The following is a 20,530-nucleotide window of genomic DNA, read 5'->3' as shown; positions in this document are numbered from 1 at the left end:
ACCAGGATTCGGTCCATGGTGAACAGCGCACCCGGTGGTGCATGGTCGGGGTCGGACCGCATTGGTGATGGGAATTATTCGTTTCAGGTCGATCTGCGTGGCATCGTCGATCTCTTATCGCATCACTTGTATTCCAGTCCTCGGGTGTACATCCGGGAGCTGTTGCAGAACGCGGTCGATGCCGTCACTGCGCGCGCCCAGCTCGATGCCTTGGCGCCCACCGCGATTCGCCTGGTCATCGATGAATCCGGATTGCGGATAACCGATCCGGGCATCGGTCTGACCGAGGCGGATGTGCATCGGTTCCTCGCCACCATCGGGCATTCGTCCAAGCGCGACGATATCGAGGGCGCGCGCCGAGAGTTCCTCGGGCAGTTCGGCATCGGGCTGCTGGCCTGCTTCACTGTCGCCGAAACAATCCGGGTGGTCACCCGTTCGGCCGTCGATCCGAGCGCCGCGCCCGTCGAATGGCTGGCCGCCGCCGACGGCACCTATGCACTGCGTCGACTCGATCCCGCGGACCGTCGAGAACCCGGCACCACAGTGCATCTCACGCCACGAGCCGGTGCGCAGGCATGGTTCACCCCCGGTCGGGTGCTCGACCTGGTCCGTGAATACGGTTCACTGCTGCCCTACGAGGTGACGGTCGAGGCGAACGGCGTCGGATTGCGCGCGACCGATGGACCGCCGGTGTGGCGGCGCAGCTATGCGTCCCCGGCGCAGCGACGGGCGGCGCTGTTCGAATACGGCGAGCGCACACTCGGCTTTACCCCGCTGGATGTGATCGACCTCGATGCCGAACTGGCCGGAGTCAGCGGCGTCGCCTTCGTACTGTCGCAGCCGGGCAATCCGGCCGATCCCAGCGCACACCGGGTCTATCTCAAGGGCATGCTGCTCGGTGATGCGGTGCGCGGACTGCTGCCGGACTGGGCCTTCTTCGTGCGCTGTGTGATCGATACCGACAGCCTGCGCCCGACCGCCTCGCGCGAGGGGCTCTACGAAGACGAACGCCTCGCCATCATCCGCGACACCCTCGGGGATCGAATTCGCGACTGGCTCACCGAAATCGCCGCCGAACAGCCCGAGCGGCTGGCCGCGTTTCTGTCCGTGCACGCGCTCGGCGTCAAGGCAATGGCCAGGCACTCCCCGGACATGCTGCGAATCATGGTGCCGCACTTGCTGTTCGAGACGACCGATGGCCGGGTCCCGCTGACCGAATTCGCCCGCAACCATCCCGCGGTGCGAGTGACGGCAACGGTGGAGGAGTTCCGTCAGGTGGCCGCCATCGCGGCCGCACAGGGCATCGGGGTCGTCAACGGCGGCTACACCTACGATGCCGAACTCGTCGCCCTGCTGCCCGCGATACTGCCCGATGTCACGGTCACCGAACTGGACGCGGCCGCCGTCACCAATGCCCTCGACCTGGTGGATCCGCCCGACGAACTGGCGCTGGCCCCGGTGCTCGCCGCCGCCCGCACGGCCCTGGATCCGCTGTCCTGCGATGTGATTCTGCGTGCGTTCCAACCGGTTTCGGTGCCCGCCCTGCATCTGGACAGTCGCGGCGCGCGCAATGAACGAACACGGGTCGAGACCACTGTCGGCGCCGACGAACTCTGGACCGAAATCCTCGGCGCACTGGAAGCGAGCGCGCCCCGCGCACAGCTGGTCTTGAACCACCACAGTCCGGTGGTGCGCAGGCTGAGCCACATCGGTGATCCCGCCTTCCTGAAGACGGCCATCGAATCCCTCTATGGCCAGGCGTTACTGATGACACACCGGCCGCTGCGACCGGCCGATACCGCACTGCTCAATCGCGCATTCGGCGAATTCCTCACCTGGGCGACCCGGCACGCGGCGGGCGAGACCGCGGAGGAGGCCTGAGATGGAGACCTCCGAGATCCAGGCGGCGCTGGCGCAGAGCCGTTCGCTGCCGCACGGGCGCACCCGCACCGAACGCCTGGAAACCCTTGCCGCCGCGGCGAAGTCGGGTCCGGACCGGGCACTGGAGGGCAGTGTCCTTTTGGAGCTGGCCAAGGCGTACGCGTATGCGGGCGAACGAGATCTGGCTCCGGTCGCCTATGGCAGGCTGCTGCGGATCTACGACGACTTCCCCGCTGAACTCGGCGGGATGACGCATTCGGTGCACTGGTATCTGAAATGGCTGACCTGGGGCCTGATCGACAATCCCGCTGTACCGCTGCACACCACCTACCGCTGGCTCGACGAACTCGAAAGTCGTTATCGGCAGCGGGGATACAGTGCTCGTCCGGTGCTCGCGTTGCGCTCGGACCTGGCCCGCGAACTCGGTGACCACGACGCGGCCGCGGATCTGCTCGACGCGGCCCGCGCGGCAGCGCGCGACAGCATGTCCGACTGCGATGCCTGTGAACGCAACCAGTGGGGCACCAACTATGCGCAGGCCGGTGACTTCGAGGCCGCACTCGAGTGCTGGCACCCGGTCATCGATGGAACGCGCAGCTGCGCCGAGGAACCGCACCGGGTGCTCGGGCACGCCTTGCTGCCGATGGTGCGCACCGGTCGCATCGCCGAGGCGCGCAGTGCGCATTTGACGGGTTATCCCCTGGTACGCCATATTCCGGATCTGCGTCGCTCGGTGGGTGAGCACATCGAATTCTGCGCGTTGACCGGGAACGAGGCGCGCGGTCTGGAGATCCTGTCCGAACACACGGCGTGGCTGACCGATCCGGGAGCGGACGCCGCCATTCGGCTCGCCTTCATATCGGGTGTCGGTGTGCTGTTGCGGCGGCTGACGGAGCTGGATCTCGGCGCGCTCGAAATCGGCGCGGGCACAGTGGATTCGGTGCGCGCCGACCTCACCGTCGAAATCGGCGAGCTCGCCGCACGTTACGACGCCCGCAATGGCAATACTGTGGTCAGCGATCGGGTCGCGGCCCGCCTCGCACAGCGGCATTTGGTCGAGCACCTTCCGCTCGGTGTGCGCAACACCTTGCCGCGCAAGATCGCCGCCGTGGCACCGGCTGTCACCGCGACTTCCGAGGAGCAAGCCGAGGACGCACTGCAGCTGGCCGAACTGGCCGCGGTACGACTGGTGGACTATCCACAGGACGCCGAACAGTATCTGCGCCGGGCACTCTCGATCGGCGCGACCGCACTGCCCGCGGAACATCTCGCGCGACTGAGCTCCCAACTGGTCATGGCGCTGTCCGGGCAGCGGGGCCGCGAATACGAACTCGCCGACGCGGCACTCACCGCCGCGGCCCGCTGGGAACCGATCTCGCCCGCGGACGCGATACATCTCACCTTCGTCGCCGCGCGTGCGCTGCACCGGGCCGGACGGCACGGCGAGGCGGCCGCACTGTTCGAACAGCCACTCGCGGCCGGTGAGATGCCCTATCCCCCCGCCGAAATGGCGCTCGTGCGCCGCCAATACGGCGAATCACTACGCAAGCTCAACCGATTCCGTGATGCCGCACAGCAATTCGTCGAGGGCGCCCGGCTGGTCCACAATGATCCCGACCGCGTCGAACTCGAAGCCGAGCTGGCCTGGTCGGCGGCCTCGGTGCTGGACTACTGCGGCGAAGACGAACAGGCGGTCGCCGCCTTCCTGCGCGCCGCACACCTGTGGGGCAGCCTCGGTCGCATCGTCCCCCGAGCCAAATGCCTGCGCTCGGCGGCCTGGCTTCAGCTCTACGGCAGCGGTTCGGAAACCGATCGGCCATGGCTGGCGACGATGCGCGAACTCCTCACGGAACTGGAAGAACTGGCCGAAAAGGACCCGTCGAGCGAGGTAGCCACCGAACTCCTCAACACCCGCAGCCAGCTGGCCGATATGGAGCGCGACGAGTTCGAGGTACCGGACGAGTGACCATCAACGACTTCCGGGGTCATGATCGAGATCCCTGACGACCTCGAGTGCGATGTCGAGCATGAGGTGCTCCTCGCCCCAGTCCTGATCGTTGGTGGGTAGCAGGCCGTAGTGTGTCGGTCCCGAAGTTTGGGCCCGACACACTATTTGGGAGCGACACACTAGTTAGTAGGACTCTGTTCGGGTCGGCGTGTCGGGCTCGAGTTCCGGTGCCGATCTCAAAACCAGGCCGGTGTGGATAGTGAGCTGGCGCATGCGGACGAGTTGCTGGATTCGCTTGCAGGGTAACAGGTTATCCGCGTGAAGGCGCTGGCGTGCCCGCGCCATCAGGTACTGCATTGCATCCGGCGTCGTATCGCAGGTCCGTTCCGACACCGTCCAGCACTTCTTGTCCGGCGGCTCCGGCCCCAATCTTCGCCTGCCACCAGGGGATATGCATTTTTTAGTATTATTTTCCGGTTTTTTCTGTACACCGGTCGGCACGGTGTGTAGCGTCTGGTTTGCTGAAATCATCCCACGACAGGCAGGCAGGCCAGGGCACGGTGACCGATATCGACGGCTGTCTGCAACGTGTCATGGAGATTCCCGGTGCGCGCAGCGTGACGTTGGTTGACGGAGCGAGTGGTCTGGCGATCGCCGCGGCAGGTCGGCACGATCTGGTGGACCAGCATGAGGCCGCCGCCGCCACCACCGATGTGGTCCGCGAGGTGCTCGGCTGCACAGCGTTGGCAACCGGCCGCGACGGTGACGACGTCACCGAGATCATCGTCTGCGGAACCCGCGCATATCACCTGTTGAATCTGGTGAACGGCGACTTCGACGGTCGGCTTTTCATGCACGTTGTGCTCGACGACGACACCGGGAATCTTGCGATGGCGCGGTTCCAGCTCCGGGGAATTCTGCGCGAATTGACCGAGGACGGTCATGAGCGTTGAGCTCGCAGTCGAACTGCAACGGCTCGAAAAGGAAAGGCGTACCGGCATGTTGCGCGCTGGCGACGGTGCGTTTCATCTGACCGAGGGCGCGATCGCATCCGTCGACTGCGGCCGGACAACCGGGCTGGACCGGCTTGTCGTGGAGGCGGGTGTGGCAACCACGGAGGACTGGCGGCGGGCCGCAGACGGAAATCCCGGCCATGTGCTGGGGCGGCCAGGGCTGGAAACTCTGGTGTTGCTGTCGGTGTTCGATGCCGCCTACTTTCTGCTGGCCTCGCCCGCCGTCCCCGAATTCCAGCCCGCGCCGCCGCACTGGCTCGCCCCGGTCTGCCAGATCACGCCGCGCGCGCTCGTTCATGAGTGCGCGCGGCGTGGCGATCCGGAGTCTGGGCCGTGGCCTGCGACGTTGGTCGACCGCGCCCCCGTTGTGCCGGTCCGCCGCGTGCGGCGACGGCGCGTAGTACTCACCGGCGGCCAGGCCGAGGTGCTGGCCGCCGCTGACACCCGGCGCAGCATCACCGGGATCGCACGCGAGCTCGGCCGCACCACTTATGGCTGCCTGAAGGCCGTGCGGGACCTGACCGTGGCAGGGCTGATCGAGCCGGCCGTCGCGGCACCCGCTCCGGTCGAGACAGCCGAGCCGGTGGCGGCCGCTCGCGAAGTCGCCGAGTCCGAACCGCTACCTCGACGCCGGACGCGGCGGGCCGAGCCGGCTTCCGAACCGAAATGGGAGCCAGTTGATGAGGCCCTGCTCCTCCGTCTGCGGGCAGCTTTGGCGGAGCTCGAGTGACCGCGCGGAGGAAACTGCTCGGTCACGCACTGATGGGAAGGTTAACCAAGGTGGCGGTGTCCGGACCCGAACCGAACGCGGTGGTGCTGGCAGAGCTGAAGGCAATGCACGATCGCATCCCGCACCTGACCGGCACGCTGGTGGCATCCATTGACGGGCTGCTCATCGCCCACGATCTGCCCGCGCACATCGAGCCCTCCGGCATGGCCGCGCTGGCCGCTTCGCAGCTGGCGCTGTCGCACCGGATGGCCACCACCGCGCACGATGGCGGATTCCATGACGTCGTGGTGCGCGGCACCGGCGGGTACGTGGTGGTCTACGCGGCGAGCTGGGCCTCGCTGACCGTGCTGGCGGGCCCTGAGGTGAACGTCGGCCGGCTCCATCTGGAGTCGCGCCCGGTGGCGCGCAGGATCGCCGACCAGCTGACGGCCCCTGGAAAAGACTAGGCAACCAACATCAATCGAAAGGAACAGATATGTCCAGTATGGATCTGGCACTGAAAGAGATGATGGTAATCGACGGCGCGATCGGAGCCGCCGTCGTCGACTACGACAGCGGCATGGCGCTCGGGATGCTCGGCAGTACCAAGGCCCTGGACCTCCAGGTCGCCGCCGCGGGCAACACCGAGGTGGTGCGCGCCAAGCTGCGCACCATGGAGCAGCTGGGGCTCAACGAGGCCATCGAGGACATCCTCATCACGTTGTCGGGCCAATACCACATCATCCGACCGATGACCGGCCGTAAGTCCCAAGGCCTGTTCCTCTACCTCGCCCTGGACCGGGGCCGGGCGAATCTCGCGCTAGCCCGGCACCGCCTCAAGGGCATCGAGGGGGACCTGGAGGTGTGATCCGCTCGCTCGCGACCGCGGTTTCCTTGCGTTCGTCGGGCAGGATTTCACTGTAGGCGAGGCCCAACTCCGACAATGGGGCATTACGGTGAGACACGAAGACCTCCAGTGAATTCGGTGCGTTCCTAGACAGCTCGCACTTCACTCGGAGGTCTTCGCCATGTCAGCTCGCCGTTACCAACGTCCGTGGGCAGTACACCTGGTACAGGTAGCAAGTGCTCGTTCAGCCGATCGCGGCGCGCCGGGTCGGTGGATGCCCGTCACTCAGGTCGTCCCCGGCGAATGCTCTTTAGGGGACAGGGATTCCGTCCAGTACTCGTGACGTACCGCGTCCCACAACCGCGACAGTGCCGGGAACCGCTCCCGGACCTGCACCAGGTCCGGTGCGGTGGCTACGCTCGACATCGATAGCAGCGGCTCCGATTCGAAGAGGTTGCGCACCAACATCATTCGAACGCGGTGGTCGTCGAGCCGCCAGATCGCCTGCCAGCCGTCCACCTCAGTGCGATGCTCACTCATCCCGAATCCCCCGATCGTCAGCCGTCGCCGCCGCTGTTCGCGCCCGGAATCGGTAGCGACAGCTCGGTGAGCTTGTCCAGCACCTCACGCAGTGTTTGTACTGTCGGCCCGCCCTGCGCGGAGCCCTCGTGGTCCAGTGGCGGGAACTCGAGGCCGCGCGCGGCGGCGCGCTCGCGCGGGGTCAACGATTGCGGCGTGACTCGACCCGCATCGACCAGCGTGTAATACGCCGCCGCCTTCCACACGCACCAGCCGATACGGCAGGCGCGATGCTCGCGCATCTGCTGATGCGCCAACGTGATATCGGCATGCCCGCAAACTCGCGGCGGCGTGACGATCATGTCCTCGCGCATCAGGCCACCCCGGTCTCGGGGATGGCCGGGTAGGCGACCCTCGCCCATGTGGTTGCGGGACAAACGGTTTCGAGATCGAAGTCCTCACACACCCGCGCTGGTTGATCGTCGACCTGAGCCAAGTCGTAGACCACGATCGCGGCAACCCCCAGCCCGGCGGCGATCCCGAGGCCGTACCCGATCGGGTCGGGGATGTCCTGGGGTGGCCGTACCGTGTAAACGTACTGGTAGCCCAGTAGCCGAGCGTGCAGCGTTACGGCGTTTGCGTGCCGGGGTGCGGCGAGTCCGGACACGTCACCGCGCACGAATCCAACAGCCTTCGGCGCGTCGGATTGCCCTGTATGTGATTCTGCCACTTGATTGTTCGTCATCGTTCCAGGCCTTCGGTCGATGGAGCTGCGGGGTGGCGGTCGGACAGGCCTTGTACCTCAACGATTCCCAGCTCGAGCGCCGCCCACAGCATAGCATCAGCAACCGATAGACAGCAGCAGAAACGAGCACTCGATTGCGATTGCTCTAAAACGCCAGAACGGCGCTCGGTTCTGCAGTAAGAACAGGCTCGGTTCTCGATCCGATGTGACTCGATTCCAGGAGACCCCGTGACCAGCACCGAAGAGCACGGCCCGTCATCAACCCTGCCGCGCCGCCAACTCGGACGGTTCCTTCGCGAGCGCCGCGAAGCGACCGGATTCACCATTGCCGAAGCCGCCAAATTGGTCGACCTATCCAGAGCCGTGCTTCAGCGCATCGAGACCGGACAGATTCAAAAGGTCCGCCGACAGGACGTACAGGCGCTATGCGAGGTGTACGACGTCGGCGACGACGACACCAAGGCCGCCGTCGACCTCGCCCAGCAAGGCAGGGTCAAGAGCTGGCACCACGTCTATGGCGGCTTGTACAGCAACGCGTTCAACATGTACGTGGGGCTCGAGGCCGCCGCGCGCCGACTCACCAGCTGCCATGAGCAACACGTTCCTGGCCTGCTCCAGACGGTCGACTACGCGCGGGCAATCATCAGCGCGGTTCCCATGTTCACCAGCCCTGACGACGTCGACCGGCGCGTCGAGCACCGAATGAAACGGCAAGCGCTCATCACGCGCAAGACGAACCCGATCCAGTTGAACGTGATCTTGCACGAATCGGTGCTATACCGCGTGATCGGCAACCGGAGCATCATGGCCGCGCAGCTGAGGCACCTCGCCGAAATGTCCAAGCGACCCAACATCACGCTGCGGATACATCCATACAGTGCAGGTTTGACGTGGGGGACGCCCAACAGCTCGTTCATCATCCTGGAGTTCGAGCGCATCGCCAAAGGTGAACCCATCGAGCCTCCAGTGGTATTCATCGACGGCGGAGCGGCGCAGGACGTATATCTTGAGAGGCCTGAGGATGTGCGGTTCTATGGCGAGCTTGCTGCGGCCATCCGGGATGCATGTCTGGGCGAGGTGGAGACTAGAAACCTGCTGCGACAGGTGGCGAAGGAGCACGAACGTGGTGAACGTTGACCTATCCGGGGTGAACTGGTTCAAGAGCAGCTACAGCGAAGGCAGCGGGCAATGCGTCGAGGTGGCATGGCTCGACGGCGGCAAGGTCGGCGTTCGGGACTCGAAGAACCCAACCGGCCCAGCACTGGTATTCGCCCCTGGTGAGTGGGATGCCTTCACCGCAGGCATGCAAGACGGTGAGTTCACCCGACCCACCGCATAACACGACCAGGTCGGCCGAGTCCGCCCCCAAGCGGGCGGGCGCGGCCTATCTTGGGACTATGCCCACCATGCCGGACCGGATACCGGCCGAAGGTGCCCACGATGCGCTGATCGGACACCTCGAGGCCCATATGGTCGTGCTGTCCTTCGTCGACAATGCCGGAATAACCAGGGTGAAGACCGTACCGAAGGGGCGGCTGGCGCATGCCGCCAAATACGGGATCGGCGTCTCCCCCTGCTTCGAGACGTTCACCTTCGACGATCTGATGTCGGTCGGCCGATATCTCGGCGGGCCCGACGGCGATCTGCGCCTGATCCCGGACCTGTCCCGGCTGACCGAACTCGCCTGCCAGCCGGGCTGGGCCTGGGCGCCCGCCGATAAGTACACCCAGGACGGCACCCGCTTCGTCGCCTGCCAGCGTGCGTTCGCGACCCGGCAGGCCCAAGCGGCGCAGGAGTCGGGTCTGCGGCTGTCAATGTCCTTCGAGACGGAGTGGGCGCTCGGGCGCGCGGATACCGAAAGCGATTTCGTCCCAGCGATATACGGACCCGCCTACGGCATGATCCGGTTGAGTCAGGTGGCCGAATACGCCAGCGATCTGGTCGCGGCATTGGAACGTCAGGAGATCGCGGTCGATCAGTTCCATCCGGAATACGCGCTCGCGCAAATGGAGCTGTCGGTCGCACCCAACGATCCGGTGGCCGCGGCCGATGATGTGGTCCTGCTCCGGCACACCATCCGGCAGGTGAGCGCGCAATACGGCTGGCGCGCGCTGCTGGCGCCGTGTATCGAGCCCGGCAGTGCGGGTTCCGGTGCGCACCTGCATTTTTCGCTTCAGGACGAGCAGGGGCCGCTCTTCGCCGCTGGCGACGGACCGTACGGCATGCGACGCGCCGGCGAGGCCTTCCTGGCCGGTGTGCTGCGGGAACTGCCCGCACTGGTCGCGATCGGGGCCGGCAATCCGGCGAGCTTCCTGCGCCTGCAGCCCTCGCGGTGGGCCGGGATCTGGCAATGCTGGGGTCGGGAGACCAGGGAGTCTGCCCTGCGCTTCATCACCGGCGTGCGGGGCACCGAGGAATGGGCGGCCAATGCCGAGATCAAATGTTTCGACGCGACCGGTAATCCGTATCTGATCGTCGGCACGGTCATTGCCGCCGGGCTCGCTGGCGTCGCCGAAGAACTGCGGCTGCCCGCCGAAATCACCGGCGATCCGGTGGGATTCGATGCGGAACAACTCATGCTCTCGGGTGTGCGGCGGCTGCCGACCAATTCCATGGAGGCCGCCGACGCACTGGCGGATTCCAAGGTGCTCGCCGAGGCGCTCGGTGTCGAATTGCACGATGCCCTGCTCACCGTGCGCCGCGCCGAGGCCGAACGCTATCGGGATATCAGCCCGGCCAAGGTGGTCGAGCTGACCCGGTGGCGGTTCTAGCGTGCTGACCGATGGCATCGCGCTGACCGATCACCACTGTCACGGCGTAGTGGCCGCCGATCTGGACCGGCCCGGTTTCGAGCGGCTGCTCGGCGAGGGGCAGCGCGGCAGCTTCGATTCGGCGCTCGGTCTCGCGATAAGGCGTTGGTGCGCACCGGTTCTCGATCTGGAGCCGCATGTGGATCCGGAGCGGTATCTGGCCCGCCGCGCCGAACTCGGCTGGCGCGAAACGACCACCCGGCTACTGCGCGCGACCGGTGTCACCCGCTGGTTCCTCGACACCGGATTCGGCGGCGGACGAGCGGAATTCGCGGCGGTCGCCGACGGTGAGGTGCGCGAGATCGTCCGACTCGAACACCTCGCCGAACGGGTGATCGCCGAGGTCGCCGTGGAGACGACGCCGTTCGAGGATATCGAGACCGCGCTGCGCGGGCGGGTCCGAAATGCCGTCGGCCTCAAGACAATCGTGGCCTACCGCTGCGGACTCGACTTCCCGCGCACCGACTCCCCGCCCGATGAAGTCCCCCTCGAACGCCGCCTCACCGATCCGGCGACCCTGGGCTGGCTGGTCGGACTCGGTGCCCGCATCGGCGGGGAATTCGGCCTGCCCCTGCAATTCCACACCGGTTTCGGCGACACCGATCTGCGGCTTCGGCATGCGGATCCCTTGCTGCTCACCGACTTCCTGCGGGCCACAGCGGGCTCGGGCACATCGGTCGTACTGCTGCACTGCTGGCCGTTTCATCGCAACGCGGCCTATCTCGCACACGCCTTCGACCATGTGCATCTCGATCTCGGCCTGACGATTCCCTATGTGGGACAGCGGGCCGCGGCGGTGCTCGCGGAAGCACTCGAACTCGCCCCGTTCCGTTCGATGCTCTATTCCTCGGACGGCTACGGACTTCCGGAACTGCACTACCTCGGGGCGGTGCTGTGGCGGCGCGGTCTCGGCCGCCTGCTCGACGAGTGGATCGCCGAGGACGTCATAACGACCGTTGACGCCGAAGCACTCGTCATTGCAATCGCCAACGGAAACGCGGCGCACATCTATCGAAGCCCGTCGATCGCTCATCAGTAGCCAGGTCTCAAAAAGTGAACGGTTTCGCGCAATGCCCACTCACTTCTATCGCATGATCAGCGAAAATTACGCGAATCGTTCGTGCTGATAATTAGCTGAATATGCGCAGGGCGCGAACCTGCTCGACCGAGGTATCCCGGCATCGAGAGGAGATTCGGCTCGATGAAGCGCTCGATCCTTACTGTCGGCCTGGCGAGCGGCGTGGTGCTGGCCGCCTGCGTGTACCCCATCGATCACACGCCATGGACCGTCACCATCGGTATCAAATTCGATCAGCCTGGTCTGTCGGTCATGGGCGAGGACGGGATTCCGCACGGATTCGACGTCGATACCGCGATCTATATCGCGAAATACCTCGGCGTCGATGCCGAGCGGATCAGCTGGCTGGAGGCACCGTCGGATCGGCGTGAAGCGCTGCTGGACAGCGGCGAGGTGGATTTTGTCGTCGCGTCGTATTCGATCACCGCCGCTCGACAGCAGGCGGTGTCCTTCGCCGGACCGTACCTGCTGGCCGGTCAGGATCTGCTGGTCCTACGCAGTGCGGCGGATATCGATCGGCCGGAGGCTCTCGATGGCCGCACCGTGTGCACCGGCGAGGGTTCCACCTCGGCGGACAAGATCAAGCGAGACTTCGCGACCGGTGTGCGGGTCACCCTGGAGGAGACCTATTCGACCTGCGTGGACGAACTGCTCGCGGGCGAGGTCGACGCGGTCAGCACCGACGATGTGATCCTCGCCGGATTCGCCGCACAGCATCCGAACGAGCTGCGGGTCGTCGGGCACCCCTTCACCCGCGAGCGATACGGCGTCGGCGTCGAAAAGGGCGACACCGTCCTGCAGAGCAAGATCACCAATGCCATTCAGGCCATGATCGCCGACGGCACCTGGGCCCGCGCGGTGGCCGAGAATATCGAGCCGTCGGGCTATCGGCCACTGCCCGCGCCGCTGGTCTTCAATCCGCCGGATGCGCGCACCACGACGAACAATCCGTCCAGCTCCGACCCGGCGCTGACCGAGGCCGTCGGACAGCTGGCCGCGACCGCGAATGCCCGACAGTGGCAATCGTTCGCCGCGCTCATTTGCCCGGAGGCGCTACCGGCCGTCAACGCGCTGGTTGTGCAGTACACGCCGCAATACGACGGGCGGATCGGCCCGGAGGTCGAAGGTGCCGGATTCACCACCACGATTACCGGAATCACCCAGACCGGCCCGGATTCGGCGACCTTCCTCGCGCACGAATCCTTCACCAATGTGCCCGCGAAATATCGGCAGTACTTCAAGGACATCGATTACACCGGGACGATGGCGCGCCGCGGTGGGACATGGAAACTGTGCGGCCTGGCCGCCGATTTCGTGGAGCCGTAACCGGCCGAAAATGATGTGCGGATAGTGGTCCGGGGAATCTAGCGTTGAAGGGGAACACACCGAACGAGAAAGGATGTTCCCCATGTTTCCCGTCGAGCTGCGCGGTACGAGGGCGCAGACGCTCATGTGGGCCAACGAGCACGACATCGAGCAGTCCGCGCTGCAGCAACTGCGAAATATCGCGCAACTGCCATGGGTCCACGGCGTCCGCGTCATGCCGGATGTGCACCTCGGCAAGGGGGCGACGGTCGGCTCGGTGATCGCGATGCGCGATGCCGTCGCGCCGGCCGCCGTCGGCGTGGATATCGGCTGCGGCATGGAAAGCGTCAAGACCGACCTCACCGCCGCCGATCTGCCGGACAATCTGCATTCGCTGCGCTCGCGCATCGAAGCTGCGGTACCGGTGGGTTTCCAGGCGCACAAGAATGCGGTCGATGTCGCGAAGCTGGGGGCGCAGTTCGCTGCGTCACACGGCGAGCTGGCCCGGCACAACACCGGCTGGAACCGCTTCTGGTCAGAATTCGGCGCATTGCATTCGGGCGTGCAGGCATTGGAGTCCAAGGCACATAAGCAGATCGGCTCGCTCGGCTCCGGAAATCACTTCATCGAGATCTGCCTGGACGAGCATGATTCGGTATGGATCCTGCTGCACTCAGGTAGCCGCAATATCGGTAAGGAACTCGCCGAGCGGCATATGACCATCGCGCGCGCACTGCCGCACAACCAGGACATCCCCGATCGCGATCTGGCCGTATTCCTTTCCGGTACACCGGAAATGGAAGCCTACCGGCGTGATCTCACCTGGGCACAGGAATACGCCGCCCGCAACCGCGCGGTCATGCTGTCGCTGGTATGCGGTGCGGTGCGCGCGGAATTCGCCGGACGCGAGGTGCGTTTCGACGAGCCGATTTCATGCCATCACAACTATGTGGCGGAGGAAGAGATCGACGGTGTGCCAATGCTGGTGACCCGTAAGGGCGCGGTGCGCGCGGGCGCTGGCGATCTGGCGTTGATTCCGGGTTCGATGGGCACGCGCTCATACGTGGTGCGTGGCAAGGGAAATCCGGCCTCGTTCCAGTCGGCATCGCACGGTGCGGGTCGGCGGATGAGCCGGAATGCGGCGAAGCGGCAGTTCACGGTCGCCGATCTGATCGCGCAGACCGAAGGGGTGGAGTCGCGTAAGGATGCGGGTGTGGTCGATGAGATCCCGGCCGCGTACAAGGATATCGACGAGGTGATCGCGGCACAGCGCGATCTGGTGGATATCGTCGCGACATTGCATCAGGTGCTGTGTGTGAAGGGGTGAAACGTGGCCGAATTGCGATGCACACAACCGCAATTCGGCCCCGAACCAGCTCAGCAACACTGCGACAACTCCGACGCAGCGGCCGCTGCTGAGTGTTGACCAGGTCGGCATGCAAGGATCGCGCAGGCAATTCGGCCTGAATGTATTCAGCGCCGCCGCAGTGTGCCTGCGACGCCCGCACCGATCAGGAGCACGCCGAGGATGAATGGGAAACCGCTGGTCACCCAGGTGATCAGCGCGAACCGCATTTCATCCGACAGCACCGGCAGATCGTCGTGAATGATCCGCCAGGTGTCGTCGGGAAAAAGGAAGTACACGAATCCCGGCACCACACCCCAGACCAGCCCGGCCAGCACCGTCCCGGCCGGTGAGTACGCGGCCAGCGCCGCGACCAGGAGCAATAGCAGTGCCGCTGCGACGATTTGGAAGGTCGATCCGGCTCGATTGGCCGCGGATCCGAGAATGACCCACTGTCGGGTATCCAACGCCGCGTGGGCGGCCAGCCCGATCCCGACCGGCGTCACCACCAGACCGACCAGAATGCCGACCAGAGTCCGCCCGAACCCACTGGTGCTGCGGAATTGGGAACCGGGCGGAGACCAACCCGGCGGCGGCTCGTAGTTGGTCATGGCTACCTCCTGCGCGGTCCCACGGTGTGCGTGCGTGCCGAGCTATCGTCTCACCGTTACCTGAAGTGTGAGTGTTCGTATGACGAATGACGACTCATCGTTCAGGCAGCCGTTCCTTGCGGAGTGGCAGTACCCTTCTTCCCGGCCCGAGAACCGTGCGGGGCAGACGCTTCCACGCCACCTGCCTTCCCAACCACCGTGGTGGGGCGGGTCTGGTCGGCTCCACGTCTTGTCCAAGCCCATGACTGGCGGCCAGGCTACTCGAGGTACCAGTCCCCGTTCCACCACCGGTGTCAGTGGCGTCCACCGGTGTCAGTGGCGTCGCCGAGGCGGGCGAGGTTGATCGCGGCGTTGAGATCCCGATCGATCACGAGACCGCAACGAGGAACCCTAGTGCGGCTGCGAAGAGGCGGATGAACACTCAAATCAGTATCTCCCCAAGGAAATTGGACCGAGCGATGGCAGTCTGCAGATAGCTGGGGAGGCGGGCGAGGGCGGGACTGGGCCAACTATTCGGAACTCGGCATTACCGCGCACTTGCCAGCAGCGTGTTATTCGCGTCGGTCAGCCTAGGCCGGAACCGGGCGGGTCCGGTCGGTAGCTAGTAGAACGGCGACGACGCCGAGCATTGTGCCGGTGACCCAGCGTTGTGCCCGCATCCAGAGCGGGCGGCCGGTCAGGAACGCTGCGATTGTGGCGGCTCCCAGCACGATCAAGCCGTTGACCGTCAGCGCGATACCGATCTGCACTGCGCCCAGCAGCAGGCTCTGCAACCAGACTCGCCCCTGTTCTGGGGTCACGAACTGCGGGATCAACGCCATGTAGATGATCGCGATCTTGGGATTGAGCAGGTTGGTGACCAGCCCCATGCCGAAGAGCCTGCGCGTGGAGTCGGCGGGCAGATCGGAGGGCTCGAACACAGAGATGCCGCCGCGCAACGTCTTCCACGCCAAGTACGCCAGATAAGCTGCGCCGGCCAGCTTCATGCTCAGATACACCCCCGGCACCACCGCGAAGATCGCGGTAATCCCGACGGTGGCGGCCACGAGATACACGATGAATCCGACGGCCACACCCGATAGCGATACCAGACCCGCTCGTCGTCCCTGCGATATGGTGCGCGACACCAGATACATCATGTTCGGGCCCGGCGTCAGCACCATTCCCAACTCGGTCGCAGCCACTCCCAACACTGCCGTGGTTTCGATCATGCTCTCATCCTGGGGTGCAGCTGGCTATTTGTCGCGAGCCAGTTCCGACGCACTGGAACCGTAACCGTTGCTGTCGGGAGATCCTGCCGTTGAAACATCGCGGAATCGGCAGATGCGGACGTTCACGACCACGCGCCCAGCGGCATTACGGGACGTTCGATTCCTGCGCCGGACGTCCTGCCGGAAACGGATCGACAGTCGACTTCGATGCCGAGCGAACACCCGCCCGCGGCGGTCATGTGGGCGAACGCAACAGGGATGTCGACATCATGGCGCGGACTCCGACGTTTCGGGTAAGGATGGGTCATCCGGGCGCATCCGCGATCGCGAAGGAGTCGTGATGAAGTACGTGATCCTGATTCACTCCAATCCGCAGCCCTGGGGACATCCGACGGGTGACTACCTGCCCGAGTACCAGGCGATGTCGCAGGAAGAGCGGGATCAGATGAACTCCGATTTCGAGAAGCTGCTCGGCGAGATGCGGGAGAAGGGTGAGTTGCTGACGGGGGAAGCCCTTGGGGCGCCCGAGTCATCGCGGCTGTATCGGTGGGGTGACGGGAAACCGCTGGTGACCGATGGGCCGTATTCGGAGGCCAAGGAGCATCTGGCGGGGTTCTTCCTGATCGACGTGGAAAACCACACCCGCGCCGAGGAGATCGCCGCGCAATTCACCGGTCCGGGTGAAACCGTCGAATTGCGGCCGACGATGTGGCCGGGCGGCGACGAGCAGTGAGCGACCGGGTGGTGGAGGACGTGTGGCGGCACGAGTCGCCGCACGTCCTCGCCGCCCTGCTGCGCAGGCATGGCGACTTCGGCGACTGCGAGGATGCCGCCCAGGAAGCGGCCGAGGCGGCGGCAGTGCAGTGGTGTCGCGACGGGGTGCCCGCCAATCCGCGGGGCTGGCTCATCACCGTGGCGTCGCGGCGATTGATCGATCGGTTGCGGGCCGACCGGGCACGGGCTGGGCGCGAAGAGGCGGTGGCCGTCGCGCAGCCCGGTGGCGCGTACCTCGCGCCGTCGGCGGATCAGGCGACTGTAGGCGACTGCGACGACATGCTGCAGATGTTCGTGCTGTGCTGTCACCCGAGTCTTAGCCGCTCCTCGCAGGTTGCGTTGACCCTGCACGCCGTTGGTGGTCTGGGAACCGGCGAGATCGCCGCCGCCTACCTGGTTCCGCAACGCACCATGACGCAACGTCTCACCCGCGCTCGGTCGATCCTGCGGTCGGCCGGTGCTGTGTTCGAGCTCCCGAGTGAACAGGACCTGCCCTCGCGCGTCACGTCCGTACTCGATGTGTGCCATCTGCTGTTCACCGAGGGCCACACTCGTTCTGCCGGTGGCGCACTGGTGGATTGGAGTCTGACCGATGAAGCTATCCGGCTGACCCGTCAATTGCATTGTGCGATACCGGATCACGACGAGGTTGCGGGCGCCCTGGCTCTCATGCTGCTCACCCACTCCCGAGCGGAGACCCGCACCGAGGACGGCAACCTGGTCCCGCTGGCCGAACAGAATCGTTCCCGGTGGGACCGGGACCTGATTGCGGAAGGTGTCGGCATCCTGGAGCGGGTCCTGCCCCGCGGCCATGTCGGCCGGTTCCAGTTGCAGGCGGCGATCGCTGCCGTGCACGCGGAGTCGCCCACGTGGGAGAGCACCGACTGGCGGCAGATCAGCATCCTCTACACCATGCTGGACCGAGTCGGACCCAGCCCGGTCGTGACGCTCAACCGGGCCGTCGCCATCAGCATGGCCTTCGGCCCGAAGCAGGGATTGGACCTGATCGCACCCCTGCTCGACAACCCGTCCATGCGGCGTCATCACCGGACCCACGCGGTTCGCGCACACCTACTGGAAATGATCGGCGACCAGACCGGCGCCGTCGAAAGCTATCGGCGGGCCGCTCAACTCGCCGCCAGCGTCCCTGAACAGCGGTACCTCAACGATCGGATACGTCGCCTCGCCGGCCCAGCCTAGACGCGCGCTCGCAGCTCCCGGTGCGGGTTGGGTCTTGTCTGGCCTGAACATCGCATAATCGACATTACCGAGCACTCTCAGGTGATCTCGCCGGCCGTGGCATCAACCATGTGACCGGCCGGATCCTGCCAAGATATTGACTCGAGACAGACTCGCGTTCACTCACACTCCCCAGAGAGCAATTCGCATCCCTGTTGTTCATTGCCCAGGAGTATCGGCCGAGCCGTCGAATTCGGGCAGCATGGTGCGCACGGCGGTGGTCGGTAGCGCTGTCGGTGGCATCGGGCACGATGGAGCGCATGACCACGGCGGCCGGTACGTCAGCGATCGACCTCACAGCTCCCGACCTGCGCGAGCGGGCCGAGGAGCTGCTGCGCGACCTGGCGGGACCGGGGGCGAGGCTGCGCGCGGATCAGTGGACGGCGATCGAGGCGCTGATCGTGCAGCGGCGGCGGGCGCTGGTGGTGCAGCGCACCGGCTGGGGTAAGTCGGCGGTGTATTTCATCGCGGCCAAGCTGTTGCGGCGGGCGGGACGCGGCCCGACGGTGATCGTGTCGCCGCTGCTGGCGCTGATGCGCAATCAGGTCGCGGCCGCCGAACGCGCGGGCGTCGTCGCGGCGACCATCAATTCCGGCAATGTCACCGAATGGGACGAGATCCATGATCGGGTGGCCGCGGGCGAGGTGGACGTGCTGCTGGTCAGCCCGGAACGGCTGAACAATCCGGATTTCCGCGACCAGGTACTGCCCAAGCTGGCCGCCGACGCCGGACTGGTCGTGATCGACGAGGCGCACTGCGTCTCCGACTGGGGTCACGATTTCCGGCCCGACTACCGCCGCATCCGCACCCTCATCGCCGATCTCGGCTCCGATGTGCCGGTGCTGGCCACCACCGCGACCGCCAACGACCGGGTGGTCACCGATGTCGCGACCCAGATCGGCACCCAAACGTTGGTACTGCGCGGCACCCTGGATCGTGAATCCCTGCACCTGTCGGTGGTCCACTTCGACGACGCGGTCGAGCGCACCGCCTGGCTGAGCGGGCACCTCGGCGAGCTGGCCGGCTCCGGCATCGTCTACACCCTCACCGTCGCCGCCGCCCACGATCTTGCCGATGTGCTGAATGCGCACGGGCACAATGTCGCCGCCTACACCGGGCAGACCGATACCGCCGAACGCGAAGTGCTGGAGGCGGCGCTGCTCAACAATGAGGTGAAGGCGCTCATCGCCACCTCCGCCCTCGGCATGGGCTTCGATAAACCCGATCTGGGATTCGTGGTGCACGTCGGCGCCCCGTCCTCCCCCATCGCCTACTACCAGCAGGTGGGTCGCGCGGGCCGCGGCACCGATCGCGCCGAGGTGGTGCTGCTGCCCGGACCTGAGGACACCAGGATCTGGAGTTACTTTGCCTCCGTTGCCTTTCCGCGCGAACACATAGTGCGCTCGGTACTCGACGCCTTGGATTTCGACCGGGCAGTGTCGACGGCCGCCCTGGAACCGCTGGTCGAGCTGAACCGCTCGCGACTGGAGATGGTGCTCAAGGTGCTGGATGTGGACGGCGCGGTGCGCCGGGTCCGCGGCGGCTGGATCGCCACCGGACAGCCGTGGACCTACGACACCGAACGCTACGAACGCCTGGCCGCGGCCCGCGAGGTCGAACAGCAGGCGATGATCGACTACCAGCGCACCACCGGCTGCCGGATGCGGTTCCTGCGCCGCCAGCTCGACGACCCGGGACTGCCCGCGCTCGACGACGATGCGCCCGGCTGCGGTCGCTGCGACAACTGCACCGGCACCCGGCTCGATACCACCATCGATTCCTCGGCCATTGCCGCGACCCGGGCCCGACTCGACCGTCCCGGCCTCGACCTCGCCCCGCGCAAACAGTGGCCGACCGGGATGGCGAAACTCGGCATCCGGTTGTCCGGCAAGATCACCAATGGCGCCGAGACCGGACGAACTCTCGGCAGGCTCACCGATCTGGGTTGGGGCCAGCGCCTGCGCGCCCTCCTCGACGCCCCGGACGATCCGGTTCCGGACGCGGTCTTCGATGCCTGCATCGCGGTATTGCGCGAGTGGAATTGGGCGACCCGCCCGACCGCGGTCATGGCCCTCGAATCGCATCGCCATCCGGTGCTCACCGCCACCCTCGCGGCCCGCCTCGCCGAGGTCGGTCGCCTCCGTGACCTCGGCACCCTGCGGTTGCGTCCGGACCGGCCGCCGGTATCGGCCGCGAATTCCGCGCACCGGGTGGCCGGGCTGTTCGACTCCTGGCTGATCCCGGACCCGATTTCGGTCGACGGGCCGATTCTGCTGGTCGACGCCCTCTCCGATACCGGGTGGACGCTCACGGTGGCGGCCCATGCGCTCCGGAACGCCGGTGCACCGGCGGTTCTGCCCTTCGCGCTGGCGACCCAGACGTAATCGGTACCGGGCGGGTGCATGCGCGAACCCATCGTTTGCCGCTCAATAACTAACAACCTAGCGAATATTTAGCGAACGCGCGTTTCAGGCCGGGTTCGGTAGGTCACGATA

At 65.7% G+C, this 20,530-nt stretch carries 20 protein-coding genes; 15 read left to right on the top strand and 5 right to left on the bottom strand.

The annotated features are described in order from the left end of the window. Positions 1–15 precede the first annotated feature (15 nt). From ABZ293_RS24140 to ABZ293_RS24115, 6 genes are all read left to right on the top strand, one after another. A complete protein-coding gene (locus ABZ293_RS24140; RefSeq protein WP_355184017.1) occupies positions 16–1,881 on the top strand; it encodes an HSP90 family protein in 1,866 nt (621 codons plus the stop codon). A 1-nt stretch (position 1,882) separates the two neighbouring features. Next, positions 1,883–3,847 (top strand): hypothetical protein, encoded by a 1,965-nt coding sequence (locus ABZ293_RS24135; protein WP_355184015.1) that lies wholly within the window; start codon positions 1,883–1,885, stop codon positions 3,845–3,847. 500 nt (positions 3,848–4,347) lie between these two features. Beyond that, the gene (locus ABZ293_RS24130) at positions 4,348–4,782 is read left to right on the top strand and encodes a hypothetical protein (protein ID WP_355184013.1); all 435 of its coding nucleotides are present in this window, start codon (positions 4,348–4,350) and stop codon (positions 4,780–4,782) included. Then, complete coding sequence (locus tag ABZ293_RS24125; RefSeq protein WP_354960342.1) at positions 4,772–5,572, top strand: hypothetical protein; 801 nt, start codon at positions 4,772–4,774, stop codon at positions 5,570–5,572. The genes ABZ293_RS24130 and ABZ293_RS24125 overlap by 11 nt, the downstream gene beginning before the upstream one ends. Then, a complete protein-coding gene (locus ABZ293_RS24120) occupies positions 5,569–6,018 on the top strand; it encodes a roadblock/LC7 domain-containing protein (protein WP_355184011.1) in 450 nt (149 codons plus the stop codon). The genes ABZ293_RS24125 and ABZ293_RS24120 overlap by 4 nt, the downstream gene beginning before the upstream one ends. Positions 6,019–6,047: 29 nt before the next feature. Then, positions 6,048–6,419 (top strand): hypothetical protein, encoded by a 372-nt coding sequence (locus ABZ293_RS24115; RefSeq protein WP_355184009.1) that lies wholly within the window; start codon positions 6,048–6,050, stop codon positions 6,417–6,419. Positions 6,420–6,683: 264 nt separating this feature from the next. Here the strand turns inward: ABZ293_RS24115 and ABZ293_RS24110 are convergent, their stop codons facing one another. From ABZ293_RS24110 to ABZ293_RS24100, 3 genes are read right to left on the bottom strand one after another with little or no spacing between them, the layout of a single operon-like run. Further along, positions 6,684–6,938, bottom strand: a complete 255-nt coding sequence (locus ABZ293_RS24110; RefSeq protein WP_355184007.1) for a hypothetical protein — start codon at positions 6,936–6,938, stop codon at positions 6,684–6,686. Positions 6,939–6,955: 17 nt separating this feature from the next. Further along, positions 6,956–7,291, bottom strand: coding sequence for a hypothetical protein (locus ABZ293_RS24105; protein ID WP_355184005.1), 336 nt, complete (start codon positions 7,289–7,291; stop codon positions 6,956–6,958). Further along, positions 7,291–7,662 (bottom strand): hypothetical protein, encoded by a 372-nt coding sequence (locus tag ABZ293_RS24100; protein WP_355184004.1) that lies wholly within the window; start codon positions 7,660–7,662, stop codon positions 7,291–7,293. Before ABZ293_RS24100 ends, ABZ293_RS24105 begins: the two co-directional genes overlap by 1 nt. Positions 7,663–7,890: 228 nt before the next feature. Between ABZ293_RS24100 and ABZ293_RS24095 the strand changes: the two genes are divergently transcribed. The 6 genes from ABZ293_RS24095 (at position 7,891) to ABZ293_RS24070 (ending at position 14,182) form a co-directional block, all read left to right on the top strand. Further along, on the top strand, positions 7,891–8,799 hold the full coding sequence (locus ABZ293_RS24095; protein ID WP_355184002.1) for a helix-turn-helix transcriptional regulator: 909 nt from the start codon (positions 7,891–7,893) through the stop codon (positions 8,797–8,799). Beyond that, on the top strand, positions 8,789–9,001 hold the full coding sequence (locus ABZ293_RS24090) for a DUF397 domain-containing protein (protein ID WP_355184150.1): 213 nt from the start codon (positions 8,789–8,791) through the stop codon (positions 8,999–9,001). The genes ABZ293_RS24095 and ABZ293_RS24090 overlap by 11 nt, the downstream gene beginning before the upstream one ends. A 58-nt stretch (positions 9,002–9,059) precedes the next feature. After that, positions 9,060–10,433 (top strand): glutamine synthetase family protein, encoded by a 1,374-nt coding sequence (locus tag ABZ293_RS24085; protein ID WP_355184000.1) that lies wholly within the window; start codon positions 9,060–9,062, stop codon positions 10,431–10,433. Between the two features lies 1 nt (position 10,434). Then, on the top strand, positions 10,435–11,511 hold the full coding sequence (locus ABZ293_RS24080; protein WP_355183999.1) for an amidohydrolase family protein: 1,077 nt from the start codon (positions 10,435–10,437) through the stop codon (positions 11,509–11,511). 162 nt (positions 11,512–11,673) lie between these two features. Beyond that, entirely contained in the window at positions 11,674–12,876 is a 1,203-nt protein-coding gene (locus ABZ293_RS24075; protein WP_355183997.1) for a glutamate ABC transporter substrate-binding protein, read from the top strand. A gap of 82 nt (positions 12,877–12,958) precedes the next feature. Next, complete coding sequence (locus ABZ293_RS24070; RefSeq protein ID WP_355183995.1) at positions 12,959–14,182, top strand: RtcB family protein; 1,224 nt, start codon at positions 12,959–12,961, stop codon at positions 14,180–14,182. A gap of 146 nt (positions 14,183–14,328) precedes the next feature. On the opposite strand, the gene ABZ293_RS24065 is transcribed toward ABZ293_RS24070, so the two are convergent. Together ABZ293_RS24065 and ABZ293_RS24060 are read right to left on the bottom strand one after the other, a co-directional pair. Further along, positions 14,329–14,811, bottom strand: a complete 483-nt coding sequence (locus tag ABZ293_RS24065; protein ID WP_355183994.1) for a hypothetical protein — start codon at positions 14,809–14,811, stop codon at positions 14,329–14,331. A gap of 569 nt (positions 14,812–15,380) precedes the next feature. Beyond that, positions 15,381–16,022 (bottom strand): LysE family translocator, encoded by a 642-nt coding sequence (locus tag ABZ293_RS24060; RefSeq protein ID WP_355183992.1) that lies wholly within the window; start codon positions 16,020–16,022, stop codon positions 15,381–15,383. A gap of 340 nt (positions 16,023–16,362) precedes the next feature. Here ABZ293_RS24060 and ABZ293_RS24055 point away from each other — a divergent pair, with 340 nt between their 5' ends. The 3 genes from ABZ293_RS24055 to ABZ293_RS24045 all read left to right on the top strand — a co-directional run bounded on the left by ABZ293_RS24055 (position 16,363) and on the right by ABZ293_RS24045 (position 20,419). Then, positions 16,363–16,755: a YciI family protein gene (locus tag ABZ293_RS24055; RefSeq protein ID WP_355183991.1), complete on the top strand. Its 393-nt coding sequence runs from the start codon at positions 16,363–16,365 to the stop codon at positions 16,753–16,755. Further along, positions 16,752–17,996, top strand: coding sequence for a DUF6596 domain-containing protein (locus tag ABZ293_RS24050; RefSeq protein ID WP_355183989.1), 1,245 nt, complete (start codon positions 16,752–16,754; stop codon positions 17,994–17,996). Before ABZ293_RS24055 ends, ABZ293_RS24050 begins: the two co-directional genes overlap by 4 nt. Before the next feature lie 299 nt (positions 17,997–18,295). Further along, complete coding sequence (locus ABZ293_RS24045; protein ID WP_355183987.1) at positions 18,296–20,419, top strand: DEAD/DEAH box helicase; 2,124 nt, start codon at positions 18,296–18,298, stop codon at positions 20,417–20,419. Positions 20,420–20,530 lie beyond the last annotated feature (111 nt).

Origin of the sequence: Nocardia sp. NPDC005998, from assembly GCF_040614395.1 — a bacterium.
Lineage (GTDB): Bacteria > Actinomycetota > Actinomycetes > Mycobacteriales > Mycobacteriaceae > Nocardia.
Note: the sequence above shows the minus strand (reverse complement) of the source record. Positions and strands in the feature narration are given on the sequence as shown.

Coding starts and splice junctions, on each gene's coding strand:
- ABZ293_RS24110 (WP_355184007.1), bottom strand. CDS start 6,938: ATGAGTGAGCATCGCACTGAGGTGGACGGCTGGCAGGCGATCTGGCGG.
- ABZ293_RS24115 (WP_355184009.1), top strand. CDS start 6,048: ATGTCCAGTATGGATCTGGCACTGAAAGAGATGATGGTAATCGACGGC.
- ABZ293_RS24085 (WP_355184000.1), top strand. CDS start 9,060: ATGCCCACCATGCCGGACCGGATACCGGCCGAAGGTGCCCACGATGCG.
- ABZ293_RS24105 (WP_355184005.1), bottom strand. CDS start 7,291: ATGCGCGAGGACATGATCGTCACGCCGCCGCGAGTTTGCGGGCATGCC.
- ABZ293_RS24075 (WP_355183997.1), top strand. CDS start 11,674: ATGAAGCGCTCGATCCTTACTGTCGGCCTGGCGAGCGGCGTGGTGCTG.
- ABZ293_RS24060 (WP_355183992.1), bottom strand. CDS start 16,022: ATGATCGAAACCACGGCAGTGTTGGGAGTGGCTGCGACCGAGTTGGGA.
- ABZ293_RS24100 (WP_355184004.1), bottom strand. CDS start 7,662: ATGACGAACAATCAAGTGGCAGAATCACATACAGGGCAATCCGACGCG.
- ABZ293_RS24125 (WP_354960342.1), top strand. CDS start 4,772: ATGAGCGTTGAGCTCGCAGTCGAACTGCAACGGCTCGAAAAGGAAAGG.
- ABZ293_RS24065 (WP_355183994.1), bottom strand. CDS start 14,811: ATGACCAACTACGAGCCGCCGCCGGGTTGGTCTCCGCCCGGTTCCCAA.
- ABZ293_RS24055 (WP_355183991.1), top strand. CDS start 16,363: ATGAAGTACGTGATCCTGATTCACTCCAATCCGCAGCCCTGGGGACAT.
- ABZ293_RS24140 (WP_355184017.1), top strand. CDS start 16: ATGGTGAACAGCGCACCCGGTGGTGCATGGTCGGGGTCGGACCGCATT.
- ABZ293_RS24070 (WP_355183995.1), top strand. CDS start 12,959: ATGTTTCCCGTCGAGCTGCGCGGTACGAGGGCGCAGACGCTCATGTGG.
- ABZ293_RS24045 (WP_355183987.1), top strand. CDS start 18,296: ATGACCACGGCGGCCGGTACGTCAGCGATCGACCTCACAGCTCCCGAC.
- ABZ293_RS24135 (WP_355184015.1), top strand. CDS start 1,883: ATGGAGACCTCCGAGATCCAGGCGGCGCTGGCGCAGAGCCGTTCGCTG.